The 21784-nt window shown below is 56.9% G+C and carries 13 protein-coding genes, 1 tRNA gene and 4 pseudogenes; 6 read left to right on the forward strand and 12 right to left on the reverse strand.

The window, feature by feature from the left end:
- Positions 1-171: 171 nt before the first annotated feature.
- On the reverse strand, positions 172-906 hold the full coding sequence (locus KDX30_RS06365; protein WP_231675298.1) for a PA3715 family protein: 735 nt from the start codon (positions 904-906) through the stop codon (positions 172-174).
- A gap of 475 nt (positions 907-1381) precedes the next feature.
- On the opposite strand from KDX30_RS06365, the pseudogene KDX30_RS06370 reads away from it, so the two are divergent.
- Together KDX30_RS06370 and KDX30_RS29650 are read left to right on the forward strand one after the other, a co-directional pair.
- A pseudogene (locus tag KDX30_RS06370) lies at positions 1382-1780 on the forward strand (hypothetical protein).
- A pseudogene (locus KDX30_RS29650) lies at positions 1777-2222 on the forward strand (hypothetical protein). Before KDX30_RS06370 ends, KDX30_RS29650 begins: the two co-directional pseudogenes overlap by 4 nt.
- A gap of 45 nt (positions 2223-2267) precedes the next feature.
- Here KDX30_RS29650 and KDX30_RS06380 read toward each other — a convergent pair.
- The 5 genes and pseudogenes from KDX30_RS06380 to KDX30_RS06400 form a co-directional block, all read right to left on the reverse strand.
- A pseudogene (locus KDX30_RS06380) lies at positions 2268-2468 on the reverse strand (IS5/IS1182 family transposase); the annotation flags it as partial.
- 125 nt (positions 2469-2593) lie between these two features.
- On the reverse strand, positions 2594-2938 hold the full coding sequence (locus KDX30_RS06385) for a hypothetical protein (protein ID WP_099270520.1): 345 nt from the start codon (positions 2936-2938) through the stop codon (positions 2594-2596).
- Between the two features lie 254 nt (positions 2939-3192).
- Positions 3193-3603, reverse strand: a pseudogene (locus KDX30_RS06390) (Fic family protein); the annotation flags it as partial.
- A gap of 271 nt (positions 3604-3874) precedes the next feature.
- Positions 3875-3951: transfer RNA gene (locus KDX30_RS06395), tRNA-Met, on the reverse strand.
- A 121-nt stretch (positions 3952-4072) separates the two neighbouring features.
- Entirely contained in the window at positions 4073-5194 is a 1122-nt protein-coding gene (locus tag KDX30_RS06400) for a J domain-containing protein (RefSeq protein WP_231675299.1), read from the reverse strand.
- A gap of 294 nt (positions 5195-5488) precedes the next feature.
- On the opposite strand from KDX30_RS06400, the gene KDX30_RS06405 reads away from it, so the two are divergent.
- Positions 5489-7546, forward strand: coding sequence for a methyl-accepting chemotaxis protein (locus tag KDX30_RS06405; protein ID WP_231675300.1), 2058 nt, complete (start codon positions 5489-5491; stop codon positions 7544-7546).
- A 711-nt stretch (positions 7547-8257) separates the two neighbouring features.
- Positions 8258-9586, forward strand: a complete 1329-nt coding sequence (locus KDX30_RS06410) for a DUF3100 domain-containing protein (protein WP_231675301.1) — start codon at positions 8258-8260, stop codon at positions 9584-9586.
- 194 nt (positions 9587-9780) lie between these two features.
- Here KDX30_RS06410 and KDX30_RS06415 read toward each other — a convergent pair whose 3' ends face one another.
- A complete protein-coding gene (locus KDX30_RS06415) occupies positions 9781-10695 on the reverse strand; it encodes a LysR substrate-binding domain-containing protein (protein WP_122664687.1) in 915 nt (304 codons plus the stop codon).
- A 127-nt stretch (positions 10696-10822) separates the two neighbouring features.
- Between KDX30_RS06415 and KDX30_RS06420 the strand changes: the two genes are divergently transcribed.
- A complete protein-coding gene (locus tag KDX30_RS06420) occupies positions 10823-12199 on the forward strand; it encodes an L-serine ammonia-lyase (RefSeq protein ID WP_231675302.1) in 1377 nt (458 codons plus the stop codon).
- A gap of 154 nt (positions 12200-12353) precedes the next feature.
- Here the strand turns inward: KDX30_RS06420 and KDX30_RS06425 are convergent, their stop codons facing one another.
- The 3 genes from KDX30_RS06425 to KDX30_RS06435 are packed head-to-tail and all read right to left on the reverse strand — an operon-like array spanning position 12354 to position 15928.
- Positions 12354-13511, reverse strand: coding sequence for a M20 aminoacylase family protein (locus KDX30_RS06425; RefSeq protein WP_231675303.1), 1158 nt, complete (start codon positions 13509-13511; stop codon positions 12354-12356).
- 5 nt (positions 13512-13516) lie between these two features.
- A complete protein-coding gene (locus KDX30_RS06430; protein WP_099270512.1) occupies positions 13517-15034 on the reverse strand; it encodes an aldehyde dehydrogenase family protein in 1518 nt (505 codons plus the stop codon).
- A 3-nt stretch (positions 15035-15037) separates the two neighbouring features.
- A complete protein-coding gene (locus KDX30_RS06435; protein ID WP_231675304.1) occupies positions 15038-15928 on the reverse strand; it encodes an NAD(P)-dependent oxidoreductase in 891 nt (296 codons plus the stop codon).
- A 145-nt stretch (positions 15929-16073) separates the two neighbouring features.
- Here KDX30_RS06435 and KDX30_RS06440 point away from each other — a divergent pair, with 145 nt between their 5' ends.
- Positions 16074-16982: a LysR family transcriptional regulator gene (locus tag KDX30_RS06440; protein WP_122705616.1), complete on the forward strand. Its 909-nt coding sequence runs from the start codon at positions 16074-16076 to the stop codon at positions 16980-16982.
- 295 nt (positions 16983-17277) lie between these two features.
- On the opposite strand, the gene KDX30_RS06445 is transcribed toward KDX30_RS06440, so the two are convergent.
- Together KDX30_RS06445 and KDX30_RS06450 are read right to left on the reverse strand one after the other, a co-directional pair.
- Positions 17278-18948, reverse strand: coding sequence for an ABC transporter ATP-binding protein/permease (locus KDX30_RS06445; protein WP_231675305.1), 1671 nt, complete (start codon positions 18946-18948; stop codon positions 17278-17280).
- Entirely contained in the window at positions 18945-21755 is a 2811-nt protein-coding gene (locus KDX30_RS06450; RefSeq protein ID WP_231675306.1) for a M16 family metallopeptidase, read from the reverse strand. Before KDX30_RS06450 ends, KDX30_RS06445 begins: the two co-directional genes overlap by 4 nt.
- Between the last annotated feature and the right edge of the window lie 29 nt (positions 21756-21784).

Here is a 21784-nt window from a genome sequence, read left to right on the forward strand (position 1 = left end):
TCTTGGGCAACTTGCTTCACTGAAAAAGCACTTCCGCCTAAGACGTACTGCTGCCCGGCTGGACCTGCATGGATACGGTATGTATCAGCACGCAGGATGAGGCAGTGTTGAGATTGGCGAACGCCAAAAACAAGAAAGCCCGCAACCCGCCGCGGTGCTGAGAGTTATCTATCAATACTTTGGGTTGTAGCGTTCGCCGTTATAGATCAGTACGTATTCGTTCGAGGTAGGCTTTTCTTCTTTAGTGCAGCCATTACCCGTATCCGTTTTTTCGGTAGCGATTACTTTTTCCGCCACCTCCAGATCGGCATACCCGTGATTGCTGTTGTTGCCAATACTTAGAGTAAGGTGCGCCTTTGAAAAACTGCCCGCGCAGCTATCTGGATTTTGTTCGGCGGACGCTATGTCTTTTTCCAATTCAAGAATTTTTCGCATCCTTTTTCCTTCATCGGTATACAGATAAAGTAGTGTTATGGAGCGGGTGAGAGGCTCAATCGCCATATCATGTTTTAAAATGACTCCAAAAGTATGAGCGCCCGGGGTGAGCTGATAGCTGGCCGTATCAAGACTAAGTCCGGAAAACTTGAACAGAGAAATATCGATAGCATTGCTCTCGTAAACATGGCTCTCTATCACCCCTTTTTTAGCGCTAATGATCTCAAGGCCATAGGTGACCCAATCTTCAGGCTCGTCTTCTACCTTAACTCTTTCTTCTTCAACAACCAGAACTGCCAGTGTCTGGTCGGGATCATCATTGGCCGTTTTACACGCGGAACGCTGCTTGTCAAAGGCTAGCGTCGGATGCAATTTTTTAGCCCAGCCCGACAGGTATGTTTCGCAGTTCGGAGAGGCGGCAGAGGCCAGGAATGGGAAAAACAACAAGCTCAGTGCTAAAAGGCAGCGCATCGGGTATCCCTACCAGTGAAAAACGAATGGGTGTGCAATCGTGAAATTGCATTTTCGGCAGCAGTACAATAGTAATTTCGCTTGAAGAAATCAAATGTCTCGAGCTTTTTGAATGTGTTGTCAGGCGGACTATTGGGTGAGGCGTGCCACTCCGCAAAATTGGTTTGAAAAAGTTATCTGCCCAGCGGTTGTCTGGTAGCTGGGTGTTCACGTTTTTTATTATCTTTTAAAGCAAGGTCACTCACGGTGGTGTGGTGTGCTTGAAGTATTTAAGTTTCATAATTTTCTCAAAGTACAGGTGTTATATCTGATGCGGCTTGATCTGGCTGCTACGCTTCAGGCTTTCAAAAAGCGTCGATTCAATCGAAAATCAGGTTTTGCTTCGCCCAATTTCTGGCGGACACAGTGTGGAAGAAATTTGATCACTATTGATCTAGGTATGCGGCCTTGAAAACATCACAAAAACGAATAATTTATCATTGTAGCTGGCAGTCTATGGGCCGCCTCCGAGTGGTGGGAAAGAGCGCTAGCCAAAAGATCAGGAACCCCGCTAATCAGCCCCGGCGGGTGCTATCGACTGGAAGTTTTCAAGCCCTTTTGGGTGCTGCCTGACATCCTCCACCCACAGCCGGACCTTAACGGAGTTAGATCATAGAAATGGTTTTCTTGGTGGGGCAGCCCCGGTTTTTACAAACTGTACGATCATCGAAACGGTCAATTGATTTCAGAGACCGAGATTTATGATCGTGAATCCGGGGCATGGGGAATGGACTGGGGGGAAGGCTCGGGTTTCGTGTATTCAGGGCTGATCCCTATAGGCCCGAACGTTCCTGATTGCATGCGTGATCGACCCACCCATGAGAAACCGAAATGAAACCAACGTCACGTCGCTGGGCTCTTTTTCTCACTTATCTGTCCATTGCAGGCGGTCTCTGGACTGCATCGGAGTGGTGGGAAAAAGGGTTAGCCAAAAAGTTGGGCCACGCTCACATTAGCCCCAATGGGTGCTATAGAGTTGAAACCTTTGCGCCATTCTGGGTGCTACCCATGATGCTTCATAGAAAACCTGATCCAAATAACGATATACCACCCAAAATGTTGCCATCGTGGAGCCACCCAGGTTTTTATCGTTTGTATGACAACCGCAGTGGAGAGTTAATCGGAGAAAGTCACATCTATGACTTGGAATCCGCAAGTGGGACTCTATACTGGGGAGATAAACCATACCGAAAGTCATTGCCGGATTTATTTATATCGGCCCGAACCTTGACCACTGCATCGGTGATCAACTTGAAAGATCGATACCGAAAAAATGATCCCCCTCCCTGCGAACAAGCGCTTTTCAGCGCTCATTGTGCGTATTACGGGCGCACCTCTCCTGCATTCAGTAATCGCTTTCGCACCCTCCACAGATTGGACGGAGCAAACAGCGGGGTCTGCTGTGCAGCGTTTTTCAGCTACACTCGGGAGCGTACTTTCGTATCACCAAGCTGGCGGTTGATCACTCGAAACGTATGCTCAACCTTGGTGCGCAGTTGAGCATTCGGCAACTCGATTTTGCGGTATATCTGCTTCTAGCTTGATGCCTCTTCCAACGTTGCAAAAATAAGAAATGTGTCATCGGAATCCAGATTCGAACACTCGTCTGGAGAGTATGGAAGATTCTTGTTGCTCCGCGCTGTAAGTTTTAGGTTCTATATGTATCATTGTCCCTATAGTAATTGATCTCTTCGACAATCCATTTGCTGTCTTTTCCACTGTGTGGATTGTTGCTGGCTATATAATTCAGCGAGCTCACCAACATCCAGCCTCTCAACTCTAATCCTCTGACTGCCAAAGGCATCTCCATGTCTTCTTCATCCAGATATATTTCGTCATCGTCCAGGTTTTGGATGTAGTCGCATGGTATGTAGTAAAAGTCTGTATTTTCTGGATTGCTCTTCCAGGTAGCTATCTTTGCATAAATCCACTCCCCCGAATCTAACAGGGAAAGATTCTTAAATAATTCGTGTATTGATCTGTAGCTATTCATCACATCTCCAAAGGTTTATCTGCAAGTAAAACCGCCGTCCCAGGTTTTTCTTCCTCTGTGTCCTTTGGCATAATAATCCAAATGTCTTGAGTTATGGTCTGGTCCGTCAACGAGTTGTAATAGCCTGCCAGTCTGTTCGTAGTGATACCCAGTTGTTCATAACCATGGCGAATGCCAAGGCAGTGGAATTTGCCTTGGTTCAACCGGTGTACCGCCAGTCATATTCCAAAGCCGTCATGCACCAGAACCTTCATGCGATAGGCTCCGGGCGTTGTCGCCCTCACGTACCAGATCGTCTACGGTCATCGGGTGTAGCTCTCGAATCGTCTGCTCGTCAGCGCCGCGCCGGGAGCCATGATCTCCTCAATGTAATCCATCGCCTTTTCAATATTGGCAACCTCGCGCAGTTGGTCCGTGTCCTGAGCCTTGCCTTCTACCTTGCTATCCATGTAGCCCGCCAAAGTAGTGTGATTGCCCTCTATGCGGGCAGAACCCAGGCTTTCCAGTGCATGGAAAAGCGATTTGAGTTGATAGAACACCTGCGGCGGCGTGTCGCCTTCAAGCCTTAGGCGGCGCAGATGTTCCAGATCGCTCAATACATCGACAAGGTCCGAGTCAAAGGACGGATTGAGAAGACCAAGGTCTTGATGGGTAAACGTGGGCATATAGAAAATATCTCGAACCGGCAGAAAGGTTATCTTGAAAAAAATACCGGAGATCAGCGTATTTAAAGGGTATGCGCTCAGCATGCTCTAAAAATTATCTTGAATTCAGTCTTGAGCTAACTCAAAAGTGAGTAATGCTCAGGTGTCAGAAAGGAGGGCGGAGGGAAGGTATCTGGGTGATAAAAAGGAGCAATCCCAGAAACAAGAAAGCCCGCACTAGGCGGGCTTCTTGTTGCTTCATGAGCATCGCTGATGTCATGAAGCAGGTACTTGGTGGCTACACAGGGACTTGAACCCCGGACCCCAGCATTATGAATGCTATGCTCTAACCAACTGAGCTATGTAGCCAAGTGGCGCGCATTATTCGCGGATAAGGGATATGTGTCAACCCTTGCTCTGAAAAAATTATGCGTGTGATCAAGCGGTTAGGGTTTCGTCCCCGCTATTCAAGGACGAAACCCGGTTGCCGTTAGCGAAAAAGATCGTCCAGCAGGCCTGAGTCCAGCATATCGTCAAGCTGATTTCGTTGCGCGCGCAGCCAGACTTTGATGTTTTTCGGCGACTCTTGCAGGAAGGCGACCTCCTGTTCCATATCGAAAAGCTCGGCATCCAGCTCGTTCAGCACTTTGTTGCACTTGCGTGGGACCTGCGCGGGCTTGGTGGTCTCATACGGAGGGAGGGCGAATCGGCCGTTGAAGATCATGTTCTGCACGTGGATCTCTTCCTCGAGATCTTTGACCTGCTCGGCCAGCACCCGGTTGTAGTGCTTGATGCGGTCCAGCGGGAGGTTGCTGATGTGGTCCGTGTCGATCTGTTCGATCTCAAGTTGCAGTTGCAGCAGGCTCAGCAAGTCTTTCTCGGCATAGGCCTTGTTGACTCGCTGCATGAGGTCGGTTTTGCGTGCTCGCTCGTGTTCGTCCGTTTCCCGGTCGGGGTGGAGGGCGCTGGCGAGTTTGCGATAGACCTCACGTACGGACTGGCTACTCTTGGCTTGGTCCTCTTCTTTGCGCCGTTCATGGGCTGACTTTTTCGGCGGTTCTGAGAACTGCTCATCGCGGTCGGCGGCATCGGCGTGGCTCGACAGCTTCTCTTGCAGGAATTCGACAAACTCATGTTCAGAGGTGATGTGATCACCGTCCGAGAGGTCGAGATCAAACTTATGCTCCATATGCGCTTTGAAGTGCGCCAGTTCCTCTTGCTGAACGTCGTCGAAGTCTTCGCCGGAATGCCTGGCAAAAATCTCCTTGAGTTCCTGGCTGTCAGGATGCGATTCGTCCATGAGGTCTTCGACCAGGCCACAGACGATGTCAGTCAAGGTTGCCCGGTCTTGTTTGCTGAGTTTTATCTGCGAGCTGGCGGCGTCCACCGTGCGCAGCAACTCCAGCTGCACAGCACTGAGCTGCTCAACGGCCGGCGTGAACTCTTCAGCCCAGAGTTGCGTGTACGCCTGTTCAGCGGTGCTCCAGCCTTCCAGCGTGCTTCGGTGGGTTTCGATCTTTTTCAGCAGGCTATTAAAGCGTTTTTGCTGAGGATTGGGTTTTGCTCCGGCGGGTTGGGGCGCCACGCTTAGCTGGGGGTGTTTGCCGACCATTTGGGGTCTCTCCTCCGGGAAATGACAAAGCGTAACCATTGGTGACGTACTTTTGTAGGGGCTGTCCACCAAGCGGGAAGCTTCCTACTGGTGAAAACAGCAATCGCCTACACGGTCTGAATATTGCTAGGTGATCGTAAAGTTGACGGTTTCTGCAATGGCGCCAATCAAGAAGCGCTGGGCGGCTATCGTAATCCAATCAATAACATGGCATTTTGCCGGTAGTAGTTTTTCGAAGACATCTGCAATGGCTCCTGCCGTTTCTGCCGGGTGTTCTGGGGGAGTAGGTCGGTCATGTACAGTATTTTGTCGCCGGGTATGCGCATGCTTAGCCGTTTTGGCTTCGCGCGTAAGTTTCAGATGCTGTTTCTTCTGTTCATGCTGCCGCTGGTGGGCAGCCTCTGGATGATCGGCCAGGACTATCGCAGCAAACTCGAGACGATCGTGGGCGAGCGCTCGGGTGTGACTCAATTGCTGGCACTGGATCAGCTCGACAGCGAGCTTTCCCATCAGCGGGACAATGCTGCGCGCTGGAAGGCCTCTGACATTCTGAAGGAGCCGACGCCCGCCGCCAAAGCCGCGATGACGGCGATGGACGCCGCAGGCCCGCGTATCGCGCAGGCACTTGAGTCGCTCGGGGCCTCGCTCAGAAAAGAAGAAGCCAGCGCTGATGCATTCAGGCGTTACGACACGCTGAAGGGCTCGGTGACCGGCATGGACATCGCCTCCCTGCGCACCGTCGGCTGGTGGCCGGATGGTTATGACCGGTTCACCAATGCCTTGGGCAACGTGCAGGCCTTGCGCGAGCAAATTGCGACGGACAGCGGCCTGATCCTTGACCCATGGCTGGAGACGTATCTGTTGATGCAGATGTCGACCCAGCAAATCCCTGATCTGGTCGAGCGCATCGGTCGTATGGCGAGTATTGGCCAGACGTCAGTGGTCACCGGGCAGTTCAGCCTGCAAAGCCGTTTGCAGATGCGTGAGCTGCGCGGGCGGATTAGCGATGCCAGGGATCAACTGATCAAGACTGGCGACTTCCTGCAGGCCAAGCTTCCTGCCGAAATGAAACCGTGGGCCGAAAACTACAACGCCACCATGCAGCGGCTCACTGACGAGTTGAAGGTACTGGATGACGGAGTGTTCGGCGCGACGATCAAGCTTGATGCCCCTGCGTACGAGCGCAGCGTCGATGCGTTGCTCAACGATCTGACGAACTTGCGTAATCAGTCTTTGCAGTCGCTGGACGCCCGTCTCGCGTATTACCACCAGAAATCCAACATGCAGTTCATTCCGATGGGCATCTGCTTTGGCGTCTTGTTGCTGGCCGCGATGTATCTGTTCGCCTGCCTGCAAGCCTCGATCCGTCGCAGTGCTCGCGGCATTACCACGCTTGCCGAGTCGCTGCGTGACGGTAATCTCTGTGTTCAGGTTGAAGTGCAAGGTCGCGATGAACTGGCGGCGATCAGCACGGCACTGAACGTGGCGGTGGTGCAGTTGCGCACCAGTCTGCTGGGCGTGAATCATGAGACCAAGCAACTGGGCAGTGCGGTGTTGACCCTCAACACCCAATCCAGCGGCACCTTGAATGAAGTTGAAGAGCAGCAATACCAGATCAGCCAGATCGCAGCGGCGGCAACTGAGCTGGCGGCAACTTCACAAGGCGTGGCGAAAAGTTGTGAGCAGGCTTCCGACAGCGCCCGGCAGACCCGCAAGATCGCTGAGGAAAGCAGCCGTGACAGCCAGCGCACGACGACTAGCATTCAGCAGCTTAATCAACGCCTGACGGACACCGCTGCGGCGTTGGGCCGAGTCAGTGAGCAAGGGCAACAGATTCAGTCGGTAGTCGATGCGATTCGTGGTATCGCCGAGCAGACCAACCTGTTGGCGCTTAACGCAGCCATCGAAGCGGCGCGAGCGGGTGAGCAGGGGCGTGGTTTTGCGGTGGTTGCCGATGAGGTTCGCAGCCTGTCACAACGGACTCAGGTGTCTACAGCGGAAATTGCCAGCACTGTCGATAGCCTGCGCTCCACAGTGAGCCAGGCGGTGGGCTTGATGGAGTCGGCATGTGGTCAGGCGGTCAACGACGCGCAGTCGGTAACTGATCTGGGTCAGCGTCTGGTTGAAATCGCCAGTGCGGTGCAGGGCGTGACCGATACCCTGGCGCAGATTTCCACTGCGGTCGAAGAGCAGGCCAGTACCGCTGATGAAGTCAGTGGCAACATTCAGCAGGTCGATCAGGCCGCCGGACGTTTGCTTGAAGGTGCGCGGGCTGTGAATCAGGCTGCCGATACGTTGAGCAAAGGCAGCCGCGCGTTGAGCGATAACACGTCGCGCTTTCAGCTGGATTGAGGGTTGAGTGAGACCCGGCCCCCGAGCAATTCGGGGGTTGTCCTGTAAAATTACCCATTCAATTCAGTTAATCCTTCCTTGCATTGGAATGCTTTCCCTTGTGGGAGCAGGGCTTGGTCTGGGCGGCATTCCGACGATAAACGATAATGCGGTGTGTCTTAAAGCTGCGTCTCATGCATCGCGGGCAAGCCCAGCTCCCACATGAAATTGCGCTCTTCCGTAGGACCGGCTTTAGCCGGGAGGGCGTCGGGACATTCACTACATATTCCTCGTCAGAAATACCGCTCTCCCGGCTGAAGCCGGTCCTACGGGATTGCAAGCAAACATAGAATCTCCCACAGGGTTTGCGTCGCATATCAGTTCGCGGGCGGGCATCTAGTTTTCAACAGAGCGCACGCCTCATTTGGTGTTCTCTTTTAGGCAACAATAAAGTCATTCTGTAATATTGGTGCGTGTCCTCTCCCTACCCATACTCGAACTGCACCCCGACGCCACCAGCCGGGGGCGAAAGGCCGGATCTGCTGACGGAGCAACCCTCACAAGGGGCGTCATAAAGCAGGCTAGAGCATCAAGTTTTTCCGCTCGCAGCACGCGAGTCTCCATGCCTGACATGGACTTTTGAATCTGCCCTGGGTGCCGTCGGCACCTCCTGAAAAAACAACAACTATTGGCCAGTCGCATGACGATTGGTCAACAGGTGAGGGGACAACCATGCAACATTCTCACGCTGCGACGCTGGGCGAAAATCGTGCCGTTTCATCGACCGTAAAACTGTATATCTGGGCAGCGGTCATTCTCGTGGTGGCCGAGGCAATCGGTGCGATCAGTATTCCCCTCGGCCCTGGCAAAGTCGTTCTGCTGCCGATGGTCTGGGCGCTGTTGATCGGCGCGGGCATCGGCATTTTCAGCCGCCGTATGCCGGGCCCGATCGGCCTGAGCCTCGGCGATCAGGTGCGTTCTGCTTCCATCCTGCAACCGGCGCTTTTGGTGTTCATCGCCAAACTGGGCATGGTCGTCGGCGGTTCTTTGCCGCTGGTGTTTGCTTCGGGCTGGGCGCTGTTGTTCCAGGAGTTTGGCCACTTTGTTGGCACCGTGATTCTCGGTCTGCCAGTGGCGCTGATGCTGGGTATCAAGCGAGAAGCCATTGGTGCGACGTTCTCTGTCGGTCGTGAGCCAAGCCTGGCGATCATTGGCGAGCGCTACGGCATGGACTCCCCGGAAGGTCGCGGTGTATTGGCCGAGTATCTGACCGGGACATTGTTCGGCGCGTTGTTCATTGCCGTTGTTGCAGGCTTCATTACCAGCCTCGGGATCTTCCATCCCAACTCGCTGGCGATGGGCTCAGGCATCGGTTCCGGCAGCATGATGGCGGCGGCAGCGGGCGCGATTGCGGCGCAGCAGACCCCGGAAGTGGCCAAGGAAGTCATGGCGCTTGCCGCCGCGTCGAACCTGATCACCACGACCATTGGCACTTACTTCACGCTGTTTATCTCCTTGCCGCTGGCGGTCTGGGGCTACCGTGTGCTTGAGCCGATCATCGGTCGTACGACCAAGGCTTCGGTGATGAGCACGGGTCTGAAGCATGACCAGGTGTCCCTTGAGGTCAAGGAACTGGGTTGGGGCGGTCGGATCAGCGCTTGGCTGGCAGCCGGTGCCCTGGCATTGATCGCCAACTATGTCGGCTACAAGACGCTGTCGCCAGCGGCCTTCGGTGGTATCGCAGTGATGATCCTGGCGGTGTTCATTGGCGAAATGATCTGTGTTGCCCTGCGCCGCAAGATCCCGGCGGTGTGCACCGTGTCTCTGGTTGCCATGTTCATGACATCGCCAGCGTGCCCTTGGGCTCCGCAAATCGCGCAGATGGTTGGCTCGATCAACATGCTTGCGGTCATCACGCCGATGCTGGCGTTCGCCGGTTTGTCGGTGGCCAAAGACCTGCCAGCGTTCCGCCTGTTGGGCTGGCGCATTGTGCTGGTGTCGTTCCTGGCCAACTTCGGTACGTTCATTGGTGCTGTGCTGATTGCAGAGTTTTTTCACTGACTCTTGAGTTGTGAATGATCACTGTGGGAGCAGGACTGTGCGGTAAAATCCGCTCCCACTGCATGGTCGAGATCCTGTGGGAGCTGGGCTTGCCCGCGATGCATGAGACGCAGCCATTAGGCATACCGCGTTATCGTTTATCGCGGGCAAGCCCTGCTCCCACAGGTCAATAATGCAGAAAAAGCATTACCCCATCACATCCCCAACGCCTGCTCCACCAGCCAGTCATGCACCGCCCGGCGTGCCGGGGTTTGCAGGGCGCCTTCGCGGTAGACCAATACATACTTCTTGCGCGCCGCAATCGGGTGGCCGAACGGGATAATCAGCGAGCCTTCTTCCAGCTCGTTGGTGATCAGGGCCTTGCGCGCAATCGCCACGCCCATGCCCATGATCGCCGCTTCAATGGTCAGGTGGTTGCGATTGAACGTGTGACCTCGACGCACATCAACGCCTGAAGCGCCGATAGCATTCAGGTAAAACTCCCACTCGGCGTATTCATAGCTGCCGCGCCAGGCAGTGATGTCGTGCAGCAACGGGTAATGCACCAGTTGACTGGGAGTATCCAGCGGTGGCTTGCCTGCTTGCAGCGCGGGCGAGCAGACAGGGAACAGCTCTTCCTCCAATAAAGAAGTCGTCATCAGCCCCGGGTAACTGCCGTCGTTGAGGTCGATGGCCAGGTCGAAATCGTCATCGCGCAAGGAGCCGCTGCTGTCCTCGGCAATGATTCGTAGCTGAATGTCCGGAAACGCCTGTTCCAGTTGCGGCAGGCGCGGCATCAGCCATTTGCTCAGAAAGGAAGGGATGCAGCGCAGCTTGAACACGCCGCCGATGCGGCCCGAGTGCAACAGCCTCAACTCATCATCAATACGGCTGTGAACCTCGTTGGCAACGATGGCCAGCCGCTGCCCTTCGGCGGTCAGTTCAAGACCACGACCGACCCGATGGAACAGCGCAAACCCCAGTCGCTCTTCGAGCTGACGCATCTGTTGGCTGATCGCACCGGGCGTTACATGCAGTTCGTCCGCGCAGCGGGTAAACGACAGGTGCCGGGCAGCACAGGCGAAGACCTGAAGCCATGCGTGCATTTGCGCGTTGAGGATTTTGCTCATCTATCAGTTCTGCTTAACCATGGCTTAGGAAGTTTCGTTTGTGGATCGCTTGGCTGGAGCCTAAAAATACCAGCACATAACAAAGTGTCTTTCGAGGCGACAGCCTCTCACGAATCGAGCAAACCGTATGGCTATCAGCGTCTTCGACATGTTCAAAATCGGCATCGGCCCCTCCAGTTCGCATACGGTCGGACCCATGCGTGCTGCTGCGATCTTCACCGTGCAGTTGCGCGAGCTGGATCTGCTGAACAAGGTCGAGCGCGTCGAGGTACGTTTGTATGGTTCGTTGTCGGCCACCGGCATTGGTCACGGCAGTGACCGTGCGACGGTTATCGGCCTGATGGGCGAGTGGCCTGATCAGGTGGACCCGGCGCTGGTCGCACCTCGTGTAGACGCTGTGCTGGAGCAACAGGTTCTGCTGCTCGGCGGCGAACAGCGCATTACCTTCGAATGGCAGCGCGACATGCGTCTGCTGGAAGAGAGCCTGCCTTATCACCCCAACGGCATGACGCTCTGCGCCTATGGTGCCACTGGTGAAGTGTATGAGCAGACTTATTATTCGGTCGGCGGTGGGTTTGTCGTTGATGCCGAGCAAGCCGCCAGCGGCATTCTGGACAGCGATACCACCGAGCTGCCATACGACTTCTCCAGCGGTGCCCAGTTGCTGCGTCTGTGCAAAAAGCACGGCCTGAGTATTTCTGCGCTGATGATGGAGAACGAGAAAGTCTGGCGCACCGAAGCGGAAATCCGCTCGCGGATCCTGCACATCTGGGCCGCCATGCAGGACTGCGTGAACAAAGGCCTGAGAGAAGAGGGCATCCTGCCCGGTGGCCTGAATGTGCGGCGTCGTGCATTCCGGCTGCATCGCAGTTTGCAGGAGCTGGGCAAGCCCAACGTGATCAGCTCGACCCTCAGCGCGATGGAATGGGTCAACCTGTTCGCCCTGGCGGTCAACGAAGAGAATGCGGCAGGCGGGCGTATGGTGACGGCGCCTACCAATGGCGCTGCGGGGATCATCCCGGCTGTCCTGCACTACTTCATGAAATTCAATCCTGATGCCAATGAAGATGACATCGTCCGGTTCTTTTTGAGCGCGGCGTCGGTGGGCATTCTGTGCAAGAAGAACGCTTCGATTTCCGGTGCGGAAGTGGGGTGTCAGGGCGAGGTGGGTTCTGCTTGTGCCATGGCGGCTGCGGGCTTGGCAGAGATTCTTGGCGCGACGCCTGAGCAGGTGGAAAACGCTGCGGAGATCGGGCTGGAACATAACCTGGGCCTGACCTGCGACCCGGTTGGCGGTCTGGTACAAGTACCGTGTATCGAGCGCAACGCGATTGCTGCTGTGAAAGCGATCAACGCCGCACAAATGGCCATGCGTGGCGACGGCGAGCATTTCATCTCCCTGGACCAGGCCATCCGCACCATGCGCGACACCGGCGCGGACATGCTTGATAAATACAAGGAAACGTCACGGGGTGGGTTGGCGGTGAAGTGGGTGGAGTGCTAAAGCAGCTTGCCCAAACCTTGTTTTGAAATGCGATCTCCTGTGGGAGCGAATTCATTCGCGAAGAGGCCGGTACATCCGATGAGTGTTTATCGGATGTACCTACGCTTTCGCGAATGAATTCGCTCCCACAGGGTTTCTGACAATCAGTTCCTGATCAGCCCGCAGCCAATTCCTGCTCCACCAGCTTCGTCCACACCGCCACGCCCGAGCCGATCACTTGATCGTTGAAGTCGTAGTACGGGTTGTGCAACGCCGCTGATGGTTTTTCACCGTCCACGCCCAGCCAGATGTAAGCGCCGGGGCGAGCCTGGAGCATGTAGGCGAAATCTTCGGACGCCATGGACGGGTTACAACCCCACTGCACGTTTTCCTCACCCACCGCCGTGATGGCTGCACGACGAATCGTGGCCGCTGCATCGACGTTGTTCTCGGTGACCGGATAGCCCACTTTGTAAGCCAGCTTGCCTGTCACGCCAAAGGCGACTGGCAGTTGCTCGACGAACTCGCCAATCAACTTCTCGACCTTGTCACGCACCGGGGTTTGCAGGCAGCGCACCGTACCGCGCAGCACCGCCGTTTCCGGGATCACGTTGATCGCTTCACCGGCGTTGAACTGAGTGATGCTGACCACTGCTGAGTCCAGTGGCGAAAGGCGGCGGGATACGATGGTCTGCAGGCCCAGCACCAACTGCGCAGCGGCAACAATCGGGTCGGCGCCTTTATCCGGCATGGCAGCATGACTGCCTTTGCCGGTCAGGGTGATTTCGAAGGTGTCCAGCGAAGCCATCATTGGCCCCGGATTGATGATCACCTGCCCGGCAGGAGCGCCCGGCCAGTTATGTAGACCGTAAATAGCTTCCATCGGGAAGCGCTCGAACAAGCCGTCATCAATCATTTTGCCCGCGCCGCCGAGGTTTTCCTCCGCAGGCTGGAACACGAAATACACGGTGCCTTTGAAGTTGCGGGTCTCACTCAGGTGGCGAGCGGTGGCCAGCAGAATCGCGGTATGGCCGTCGTGACCACAGGCATGCATGCAGCCTTTGTGCGTCGACGCGTGGGAGTGGGTACCCAGCTCCTGAATCGGCAAGGCATCCATGTCGGCACGAATGCCGATACTTGGGCCTTCGCCGGTGCGCAAGGTACCCACGACGCCCGTGCCGCCCAGGCCGCGATGCACTTCAATGCCAAAGCTTTCGAGCAACTGCGCAACCCGCTCGGAGGTGCGCAGTTCTTCAAAGCCCAGTTCCGGGGCCGAGTGGAAGTCGCGACGCCATACCGTGGCGTCTTCGATCAACGTTTGGGATAGCTTCATCAGATTCACTCCAGGCTTGCGCCGTAACCGAAGCTGACCGCAGGTACGGCAGCCGTTTCGACCCAGACGCTTTTGACTTCGCTGTATTCGCGCAGTGCGTCGAGGCCCGACGAACGACCGTAGCCGCTGTCACCGTAGCCGCCGAAAGGCGAGCTGACGTGGATGGTCTTGTAACCGTTGACCCAGAAGGTCCCTGCGCGCACTTGTTTGGCGACGCGGTGGGCGCGGCCGACATCGCGAGTCCATACAGCACCTGCCAGACCGAAGCGGCTGTCGTTGGCAATACGGATCGCTTCTGCTTCATCTTTGAACGGAATCGCTACGACCACCGGACCGAAAATTTCGTCCTGCGCGCAGTTCAGTGCATTGTCACCCGCCAGCACGGTTGGGTTGACGTAATAGCCCGGCACGTTCGGCAGCGGATCAGCATCGACACCCACCAGCTTCGCACCATCCTGAAGCGCGTTTTCAACCATGCTCTTTACGTGTGCATATTGCTTGGCGTTGTTGATCGGGCCGATCTGTGTTTCAGGGTCGCTTGGGTCGCCTACCTTGAATTGTTTACCGGCTGCGGCCAGGGCAGTGGTGAAACGCTCGAAGATCGATTCCTGAACCAGCAGACGCGATCCAGACACGCAGCTTTGACCCGCGCCGGAGAAGATCGCGGCCTGAGCGCCGCGCAGGGCAACCTCCAGATCAGCGTCTTCAAAGACGATGTTCGCTGACTTGCCACCCAGCTCCAGCACGCAAGGAATGCAACGTTGCGCGGCGGCAGTCGCGATGTGACGACCGGTGGCGGGGGAGCCTACGAAGACTACTTTGCGGATATCAGCCTTGGCGATCAGCGCTTGGCCAATGGTGTGACCGAAACCGGCCACGACGTTGACCAGACCTTTTGGCACACCGGCGCGCTCGATCAGCACCGCGACCACCAGCGAAGACAAAGCAGTCAGCTCGGACGGCTTGAGGATCACGGCGTTGCCAGCAGTGATCGCCGGAGCGATCTGCCAGCCGCAGGTGAAAATCGGCGCGTTCCATGGGGTGATTTGCAGCACCGTGCCCAGCGGCTCGTAGGTTACGTAGTTGAGGTGCGAGGTCGGCACCGGGATGACTTCGCCATGCAGCTTGTCGGCCCAACCGGCGTAGTACTCGAACATTTCGGCGACTTTCGCCACTTCAACGTTGGCATCGCGGATTGGCTTGTTGGCGGTGATGGATTCGATCTGCGCCAGATTGGCGGCTTCCTCACGAATCAGCGCGCCGACCTGATACATCAAGCGGCCACGGGCCTGAGCAGTCAGGGCTGCCCATTGGGACTGGGCGGTTTTCGCCGCGGCATCGATGGTTGCGACCAGTGATGCGTCGGCATCGGGAAAGCTCAACATCAGGCTGTCGTCGTGGGCGTTGCGCACTTCCACCGGCTCGCCATGGCCTTCTACGAATTCGCCGCCGACGTAGCTGGCTACCGTGTTGCGGTCGCCCCAGTACGGGCGCATCAAGTCCAGCAGTTTTTGCGTGCTCATCGGTTATTCCCCTTTGCCGAACAGCTGGGCATCGGTCCGCTGGACGATGCAGTTGAAGTCTTCACCGTCCGGCAGCGTTTCGCTGCTGGCGGCCCACAGTTGGGCGACGATGCGCGCCAATGGCAGGTCCATATCCAGGCTATCAGCCAGATCGCTGGCCAGGCCGACGTCCTTGCGCATCAAACCCATGGTGAAGCCGGAGTTGTAGGTTTTGTTCAGTACCCAGGTCGGGAACATCACTTGGGTGGCGCCACTGCGGCCGGAACCGGCATTAAGGCCGAGCATCAGTTTTTCCGGATCGACGCCCGCTTTGGCAGCCATGCTCACGGCTTCTGCGGTGCTGATCAGGTGGCAGGCGGCGAGCATGTTGTTGGCGATCTTGGCAACGTTGCCCGCGCCGCATTTGCCGACGTGAACCCGTGTGCCGCTCATGCCTTCAAGTACTGGCAATACTTTTTCCAGGTCTGCGTCTTCTGCGCCGATGACCATGGACATAGTGCCGGTGGCTGCACCTTTAGGGCCGCCAGAAACCGGTGCGTCGATGAAGCCAATGCTCTTTTGCAGCAGGGCGGCAGACACCTTGCGGCTGGCTTCCGGTGTAGAAGTGGTGGTGTCGACCACGATCAGGCCAGCGTTGCCGTGCTGCAGTACGCCTTCAGCGCCAAGGCAAACCGATTCCACGTGTTCTGCTTTTGGTAATGACAGGATCAGCACGTCGACCTGTTTGATCAGTGCGGTGCGGTCAGTCACCGGTTTAACGCCTTTGCTCTCGGCGATTTCCAGTGCAGCCTGCGACAGGTCAAAGCCGCTTACATCGAAGCCTTTGCTGGCCAGGGTTGCAGCCATGCCGCCGCCCATGTTGCCCAATCCAATCACGCCTACTTTTAAAGTCATTCAGAATGCTCGCTCAGCTGTTTGACAGGCTACGTCGCACCGTCAATGGTTATCGGCAGATGAACCGAGTATGGACACCGCTCTGCACACACAGCAATAATCACCAAATTCATTTTTGTTGCGTTGAAAGCAACGCAGGTGACCCATGAGTCTGGTTCAGGATCGACGCATTCTTTATTTCTTCGAGGCCGTGCGACTGGGCAGTGTTCGTGCAGCGGCGGATTTTCTCGACGTTGCGCCGTCTGCAGTCAGTCGGCAGATCGCCCAGTTGGAGCATGAGCTGGGCGCACCGTTGCTGGAGCGTCATCGCCGTGGCGTGAAGCCGACCGAGGCGGGGGATCGAGTGCTGGCTTACTACCGGCAGCGACTTTCCCAGCAGGAGGTTTTGCTGGAATCGCTGCAAGCGTTACGCGGTTTGCAGAGTGGTTCGGTGGTGTTGGCGATTGGTGAAGGGTTTATCGATGGCCTGACCGAGCCGCTGACAAAATTCTCGACGCTGTACCCCAAGGTCGAACTGCAAGTGAACGTGTGTGGCACCAATGAAGTAATCCGTCAGGTAGTAGAAGACGAGGCGCACATCGGCCTGGTGTTCAACCCACCCGCAGACCCGAAGATTCGCTCCCACGCCCACCAGAAACAGCCGGTCTGCGTGATGGTCAGCCCCGACCATCCTTTGGCGCAGTATGACGGGCCGATCCCCTTGAAAGATCTGGACAGCTACCGATTGGGTCTACTCGGGGTTTCCTACGGCATCCGTCAGATCCTGACTCAGGCCGAACAGCAGTGCGGCGTTTCCCTGATGCCAACCCTGACCTGCAACACCTTCGCCATGCTCAAACGCTTTGCCATGAGCGGCGGTGTAACCCTGTTGCCGACGTTCGTGGTGGTGGACGAACTGGCGAGCGGCAAGCTCATAGCATTGCCATTGGAATCCCAAGTGTTCAGCGAATCACAGGTGCACATCATCAGCCGGTTGGGCAGGCAGTTGAGCGTTGGTTCGAGCCGATTGCTGGGACTGTTGCAGCAGGACATGACGGCGTTTAACGGGAAGTGATTGAAGTCGCTTCCACAAGTAGATGCGCGACGTGGGAATGGCATTAGCCGGGAGGGTGGTATTTTTGCAGACGGAGATCTAGCGAATGTCCCTACGTCCTCCTGGCTAAAACGTAGTGCCGCTCGGCCTGTCCCACTGGATGGCACAAATCCTGTTGGAGCGAGGCTTGCCCGCGAAGAAGGCGACGCGGCGTACCTGACTCACCTCATCGACTGATTCGCGGGCAAGCCTCGCTCCAACAGGGGAACGCGGTCGCCTTGGGGGATTCTATGGTTGGCCGGCGATCAGCCTAACCTCACGCCAAAACCGCTTCCACTCTGTTCAGCTCCAGTTTGCGATCAAACAGCTTGGCCACTTCCTGCTGGTGGCTGATTCCGATCACGGTGCTTTCAGGCAACTCCCGCTTGAGCAGGGTCAGCAGGGCAACGGCGCTCTGGCTGTCGAGCTGGCTGGTGGCTTCATCCAGATACAAGGTTTGCGGGCGGTACAGCAGGGCGCGGGCGATGCCCAGGCGTTGTTGTTCGCCGCCGGATAACTCCCGGCTCCATTCCCGCTGTTCATCGAGCTGCTGGCCAAGCCGAGCCAGTCCGACCTGCTTGAGCACCCCGTCCAGGCGATGATCGTGGGGCATTTCCAGTGCCGGGTACGCCAACAGCTCGCGCAGTGTGACGCTGGCCAGATAGGGCCTTTGTGGCAACAGCAAACTGCTCCCGTCAGGCAATTGCCAGCGGCCTGTATAAAACGGCCACAGGCCATGCAACGTACGCAGCAAAGTAGATTTGCCCAGCCCGCTGGCGGCATCAATCCGTAGCCATTCGCCGCTGTTGACTTGGGTATCCAGTGGCCCCAGCAGTGCGTCGCCATTGGGCAGCAGTACATGCAGGTTTTGTAGCGACAGGGTTTTACCCACAGGTGCATCGTGCTCCGAGGTGCGACTGGCTTCAATCGCCTCGACAAACTGCCCCAACCGCTCAACCGTCGCGCTCCATTCAATCAGTCGCTGGTACACGTTGATGAACCAGCTTAATGAACCATGTACCGAGTTGAACGCATTGCGGATCTGCATCAGCCCGCCAAGGGTAATGGTTTTTGCCAGGAACAAAGGCAGTGCAGCGAACACCGGGATAATCAGGCTGACGCGGTTGTAGCTAACGGTAAACAGCGACAGGTTACGCTGCTTGTCCATCAGTTGATGCCAGTTGTCGCCAATGGCTTCGAAGAGGCCTGAGAGTTTGCGGGATTCGACTGCTTCGCCGCGATACAGCGCTATTTGCTCGGCGTTGTCGCGCTTGCGCAGCAGGTCGGCGCGAAAGTTGGCTTCATGTCGTTGCCGCTCGTAGTTAAGGCTTTGCAGCGGACGACCAATCAGGTGAGTGATGAGGGTGCCCGCAACGCTGTAGACCACCACGATCCACACCAGATAGCCTTCGATCGTGAAGCTATGGCCCGCAATGTCGAAGGTCTGCGTGCCCGACAGATTCCACAGAATCGTCAGAAATGCTCCAACCTGAGCCAGGTTGGCGATGAACGAGACCAGCAGCTCGATGCTGCGCTTGACCATCAGATCCACATCTTCAGCGATACGTTGGTCAGGGTTGTCCGGCTCATTGCCGAGGCTCATGCGATAGAACGCCTGACCACTGAACCAGCGTTCGATGACGCTGGCGGTAAGGGCCCGCCGCCAGCGCAGCTCCAGCGCTTTACGCAGCCAGTCCAGATACACGTACACCAAAACATAGGCGCCGATGTACAGCGCGTATTCGCCCATCAGGGCGATGACACCCTGGGTATCGAACTCGGCGAGCGTGTCGTAGAAGGTCTTGCTCCAGGTGTTAATCAGCACGTTGATCTGCACCAGCATCAGGCCCATGGCGATCACGCTGAGTAGCATTACCCACTCCAGCCACTGCTTGCGATCACGCCAGTATGGGCTGGCCAGGGCCAGAAAGGTCCGCAGGGTCTTCATTGTGCTGGCTCGGCGGGTAGCAGGCGCAGTTGGGTCAGGTTTTCAGAATTTACCAATCGCCCGGCCAGTGTTTTCATCGGCGCAATCTGAATGGCTTCCACTAGCTGGTGTTGCTCGCTCAGGTAACGTGGATCACCCCACTGGCGCTCGCTCAGAATCAAGCGTTGCAACTGGGTTGCTGGATCCTTGCGGCGCTCGGCCTCCTGTTTACGCAGCGTGACACGCAGGCTGACGATGTTGGCTTCGGTCACGCTGGCGGGCAGGGCAGCGAGGGTTTTGCGTGCCAGTTGCCACAGTTCTTCGACCCGGGCCGGGTCGGTACTGAACACCAGCTTGCTCTCGATACGCTGGCTGGCCGGGTTCAACTGGCTGTCGAAGGTCAGTTGATAGATCCCGGCTGCGTCGCGGCGTAGCGCGTCCTTCAAATGGCTGCGCGCCATCTCCCGAAGTGCCGCAACGCGTGCGGCCTGAGCGGGAGTCCAGGGTTGCTCGGTGAAGCTTTGCGCCTGCAACGTAGCGCGTGGCTCAATGGCGATTGCCAGATCGGTTCGGCGTTTACCGGGTGCTTGCCCGGTAGATTGCGCCACCAGCGCGGTACCTCGCGGGATGCCTGCCAGTTCGCGGCGTACCAAGGGTTCCAGTTCGGCGTCGGGCACATCGGCCATCAGGTAGTAGGTCACGGGAGAGCGTGCGAGTTGCTGCCAGTCAGCGTCCAGTTGCTCTGCGGTCAGCGCCTCCAGATCGGCACTGACCGGAGGCTGCCAGTTATCCTTGCCGTACAGCAAGGCCCGTGACGCGGCTTCTTTGCGCGTACTTATATCGTCACCGGGACGAGCGAGACGGCTGAGCAGGTCTTCCCGCGCCTTATCCAATGCGTCGCGATCAATGCGCACCGAATCCTGAGTCATCCTATAGGCTTGCAGCAGGTTTTCCAGCCGCTGTGTCGAAGTCTGTTCGATTGGCTTCGCGATTGCCGACAGGCTCAGGCGCAACCGCTCGGCTTGCTGATCCAGCGAAACATTAACCTTGAGTGCTTTGCGCCATGCGCTGGTATCGTCTGCCGACCAGCCCTCTGGGCCACCTTCGCCAGCCAGTTGCGCGGCCATTTGCACCCGCCACGGCAGCATGCCTTTGGCCATGAAGCCTGCACTGGATTCGGTTTCCAGTATAAAGCGACCCGCCTCGCCGTTACGCCTCAGCCAGACCAACCGGTCGCCGTTGCTCAACTGCCAGTGCGTGACTTTTTCTTTGGCGAACTCACGGCGGGCGAGTATCTCGCCGCTGCTCTCGGCTGCTGGCGCTTCTCGTATCTCAGCCGTTTTGTTCGCCTTTGGAAGCGGGCGCGGCTGCGGTGGCGTCAGCGACATATGACGGATGCCTTCGCGCAGTTGCTCAACCTCGGCAACGCTCGGCAAGGTCAGTGGCGTGAGACGTGGAGCACTGAGTTGCAGAACCTGATCGGGGCTTGAGAGCCAGCGGTTCAGGCGCTGGTTGATGTCCTCAAGCGTGATGTCATCAATCCAGTGCAGGTTGGCCTTGGCGACGGCATGGGCGTTTTGCGGCACTTTGCCGATCACGGCGGCATCGTTGAGGGCGTTGACCCATTGCTCGAAGGTACGCGATTCAGGCTTGGCCAGCGTGCGTTCGATCAGACCGCGCAACTGGCTTTTCTCCTCGTCCAGATCGGCCTGGTACACGCCGTATTGTTGCAGGCGTTGCAGCTCTTCGAGCAACTGACGCAAGGCAGCTTGATGTCCATTGCCATCCACCGCGGCGGCAATCCCGAGCACGCTGGAGTAGTCACCGATCTGGGTCTTTTGCGCGGTGAGGCTGCGCACACCTGGCATCAGTGGTTGACGCTTGAGTTGGGTGAACAGTGCATCAAGCGTGAAGCGGTCGATCATCCGCTCACGTAGCGCGGCCATGGTTGCCGGACGACTGAGGGGTTCGTGCATGCGCAACAACAACGCGACCTGATTGGTACCACTCTGGCTGTCCTGTAATTGAAAGATCTTCAGTGTGTTGTCCAGCGGCAGATCATGGGCGTGGCGCTCTGGCACAGGCTTGCCAGGCTGTGGTCCGAACCAGCGTTCGATGTGCTTGATCAACTGTTCCGGCTCAATATCGCCGACCACCGACAGGATCATATTGTCTGGCTGATACCAACGCTCTTGATAGGCGCGCAATGCCTCAAGGCGGGCGCTGCGAATCGCGCCTTCGTTGCCGATGGTGCGGTGTTCCGGATAACGGGAGCCAACGCGCTGGGATGCCGTACGCTGCTGATTCATGCGTTGCGCCACGCCAAGGCCGCCGCGCCACTCTTCGATGACGACGTTTCGTTCGTGGTCCAGATCATCCGCGCTGAAGTCACCGGCAAAGAGCATGGTCGACAGGTTTTGCAGCGCAATATCGGCTTCAGCCGCGCCACGTGGCGGGCTCATCAGGTATTGAGTGCGGTCATAGGCGGTCATGGCGTTGAAGTTACGGCCTTGAACCCAGCCTTCGGCAATCATCCGGCTGCGGGCATCCAGCGGCTGGCCGCCGTGGCTGTAGAACACCAAGTGTTCAAGCATGTGGGCGACGCCGATCTGATCTTCTTCTTCATCCACCGAACCGGCTTTGACCGTCAGACGAATATCGAGTCGCGACTTCTGTCGGGTGTCACGCACCAGTCGATATTCCAGGCCGTTATCCAGCGTGCCGCGCACCACGGCTGCGTCCCAGGGCATGGTCTGTTGGTCGGGGGTAATCGAGGCGCAGGCGCACAGGAATAGTGGAGCGAACAGGCCCACAATGAATAATTTCATCAGCGTTCTCAGCGAGTGTTAGACGGGGC

It is taken from the genome of Pseudomonas quasicaspiana, assembly GCF_021147825.1.
GTDB lineage: Bacteria > Pseudomonadota > Gammaproteobacteria > Pseudomonadales > Pseudomonadaceae > Aquipseudomonas > Aquipseudomonas quasicaspiana.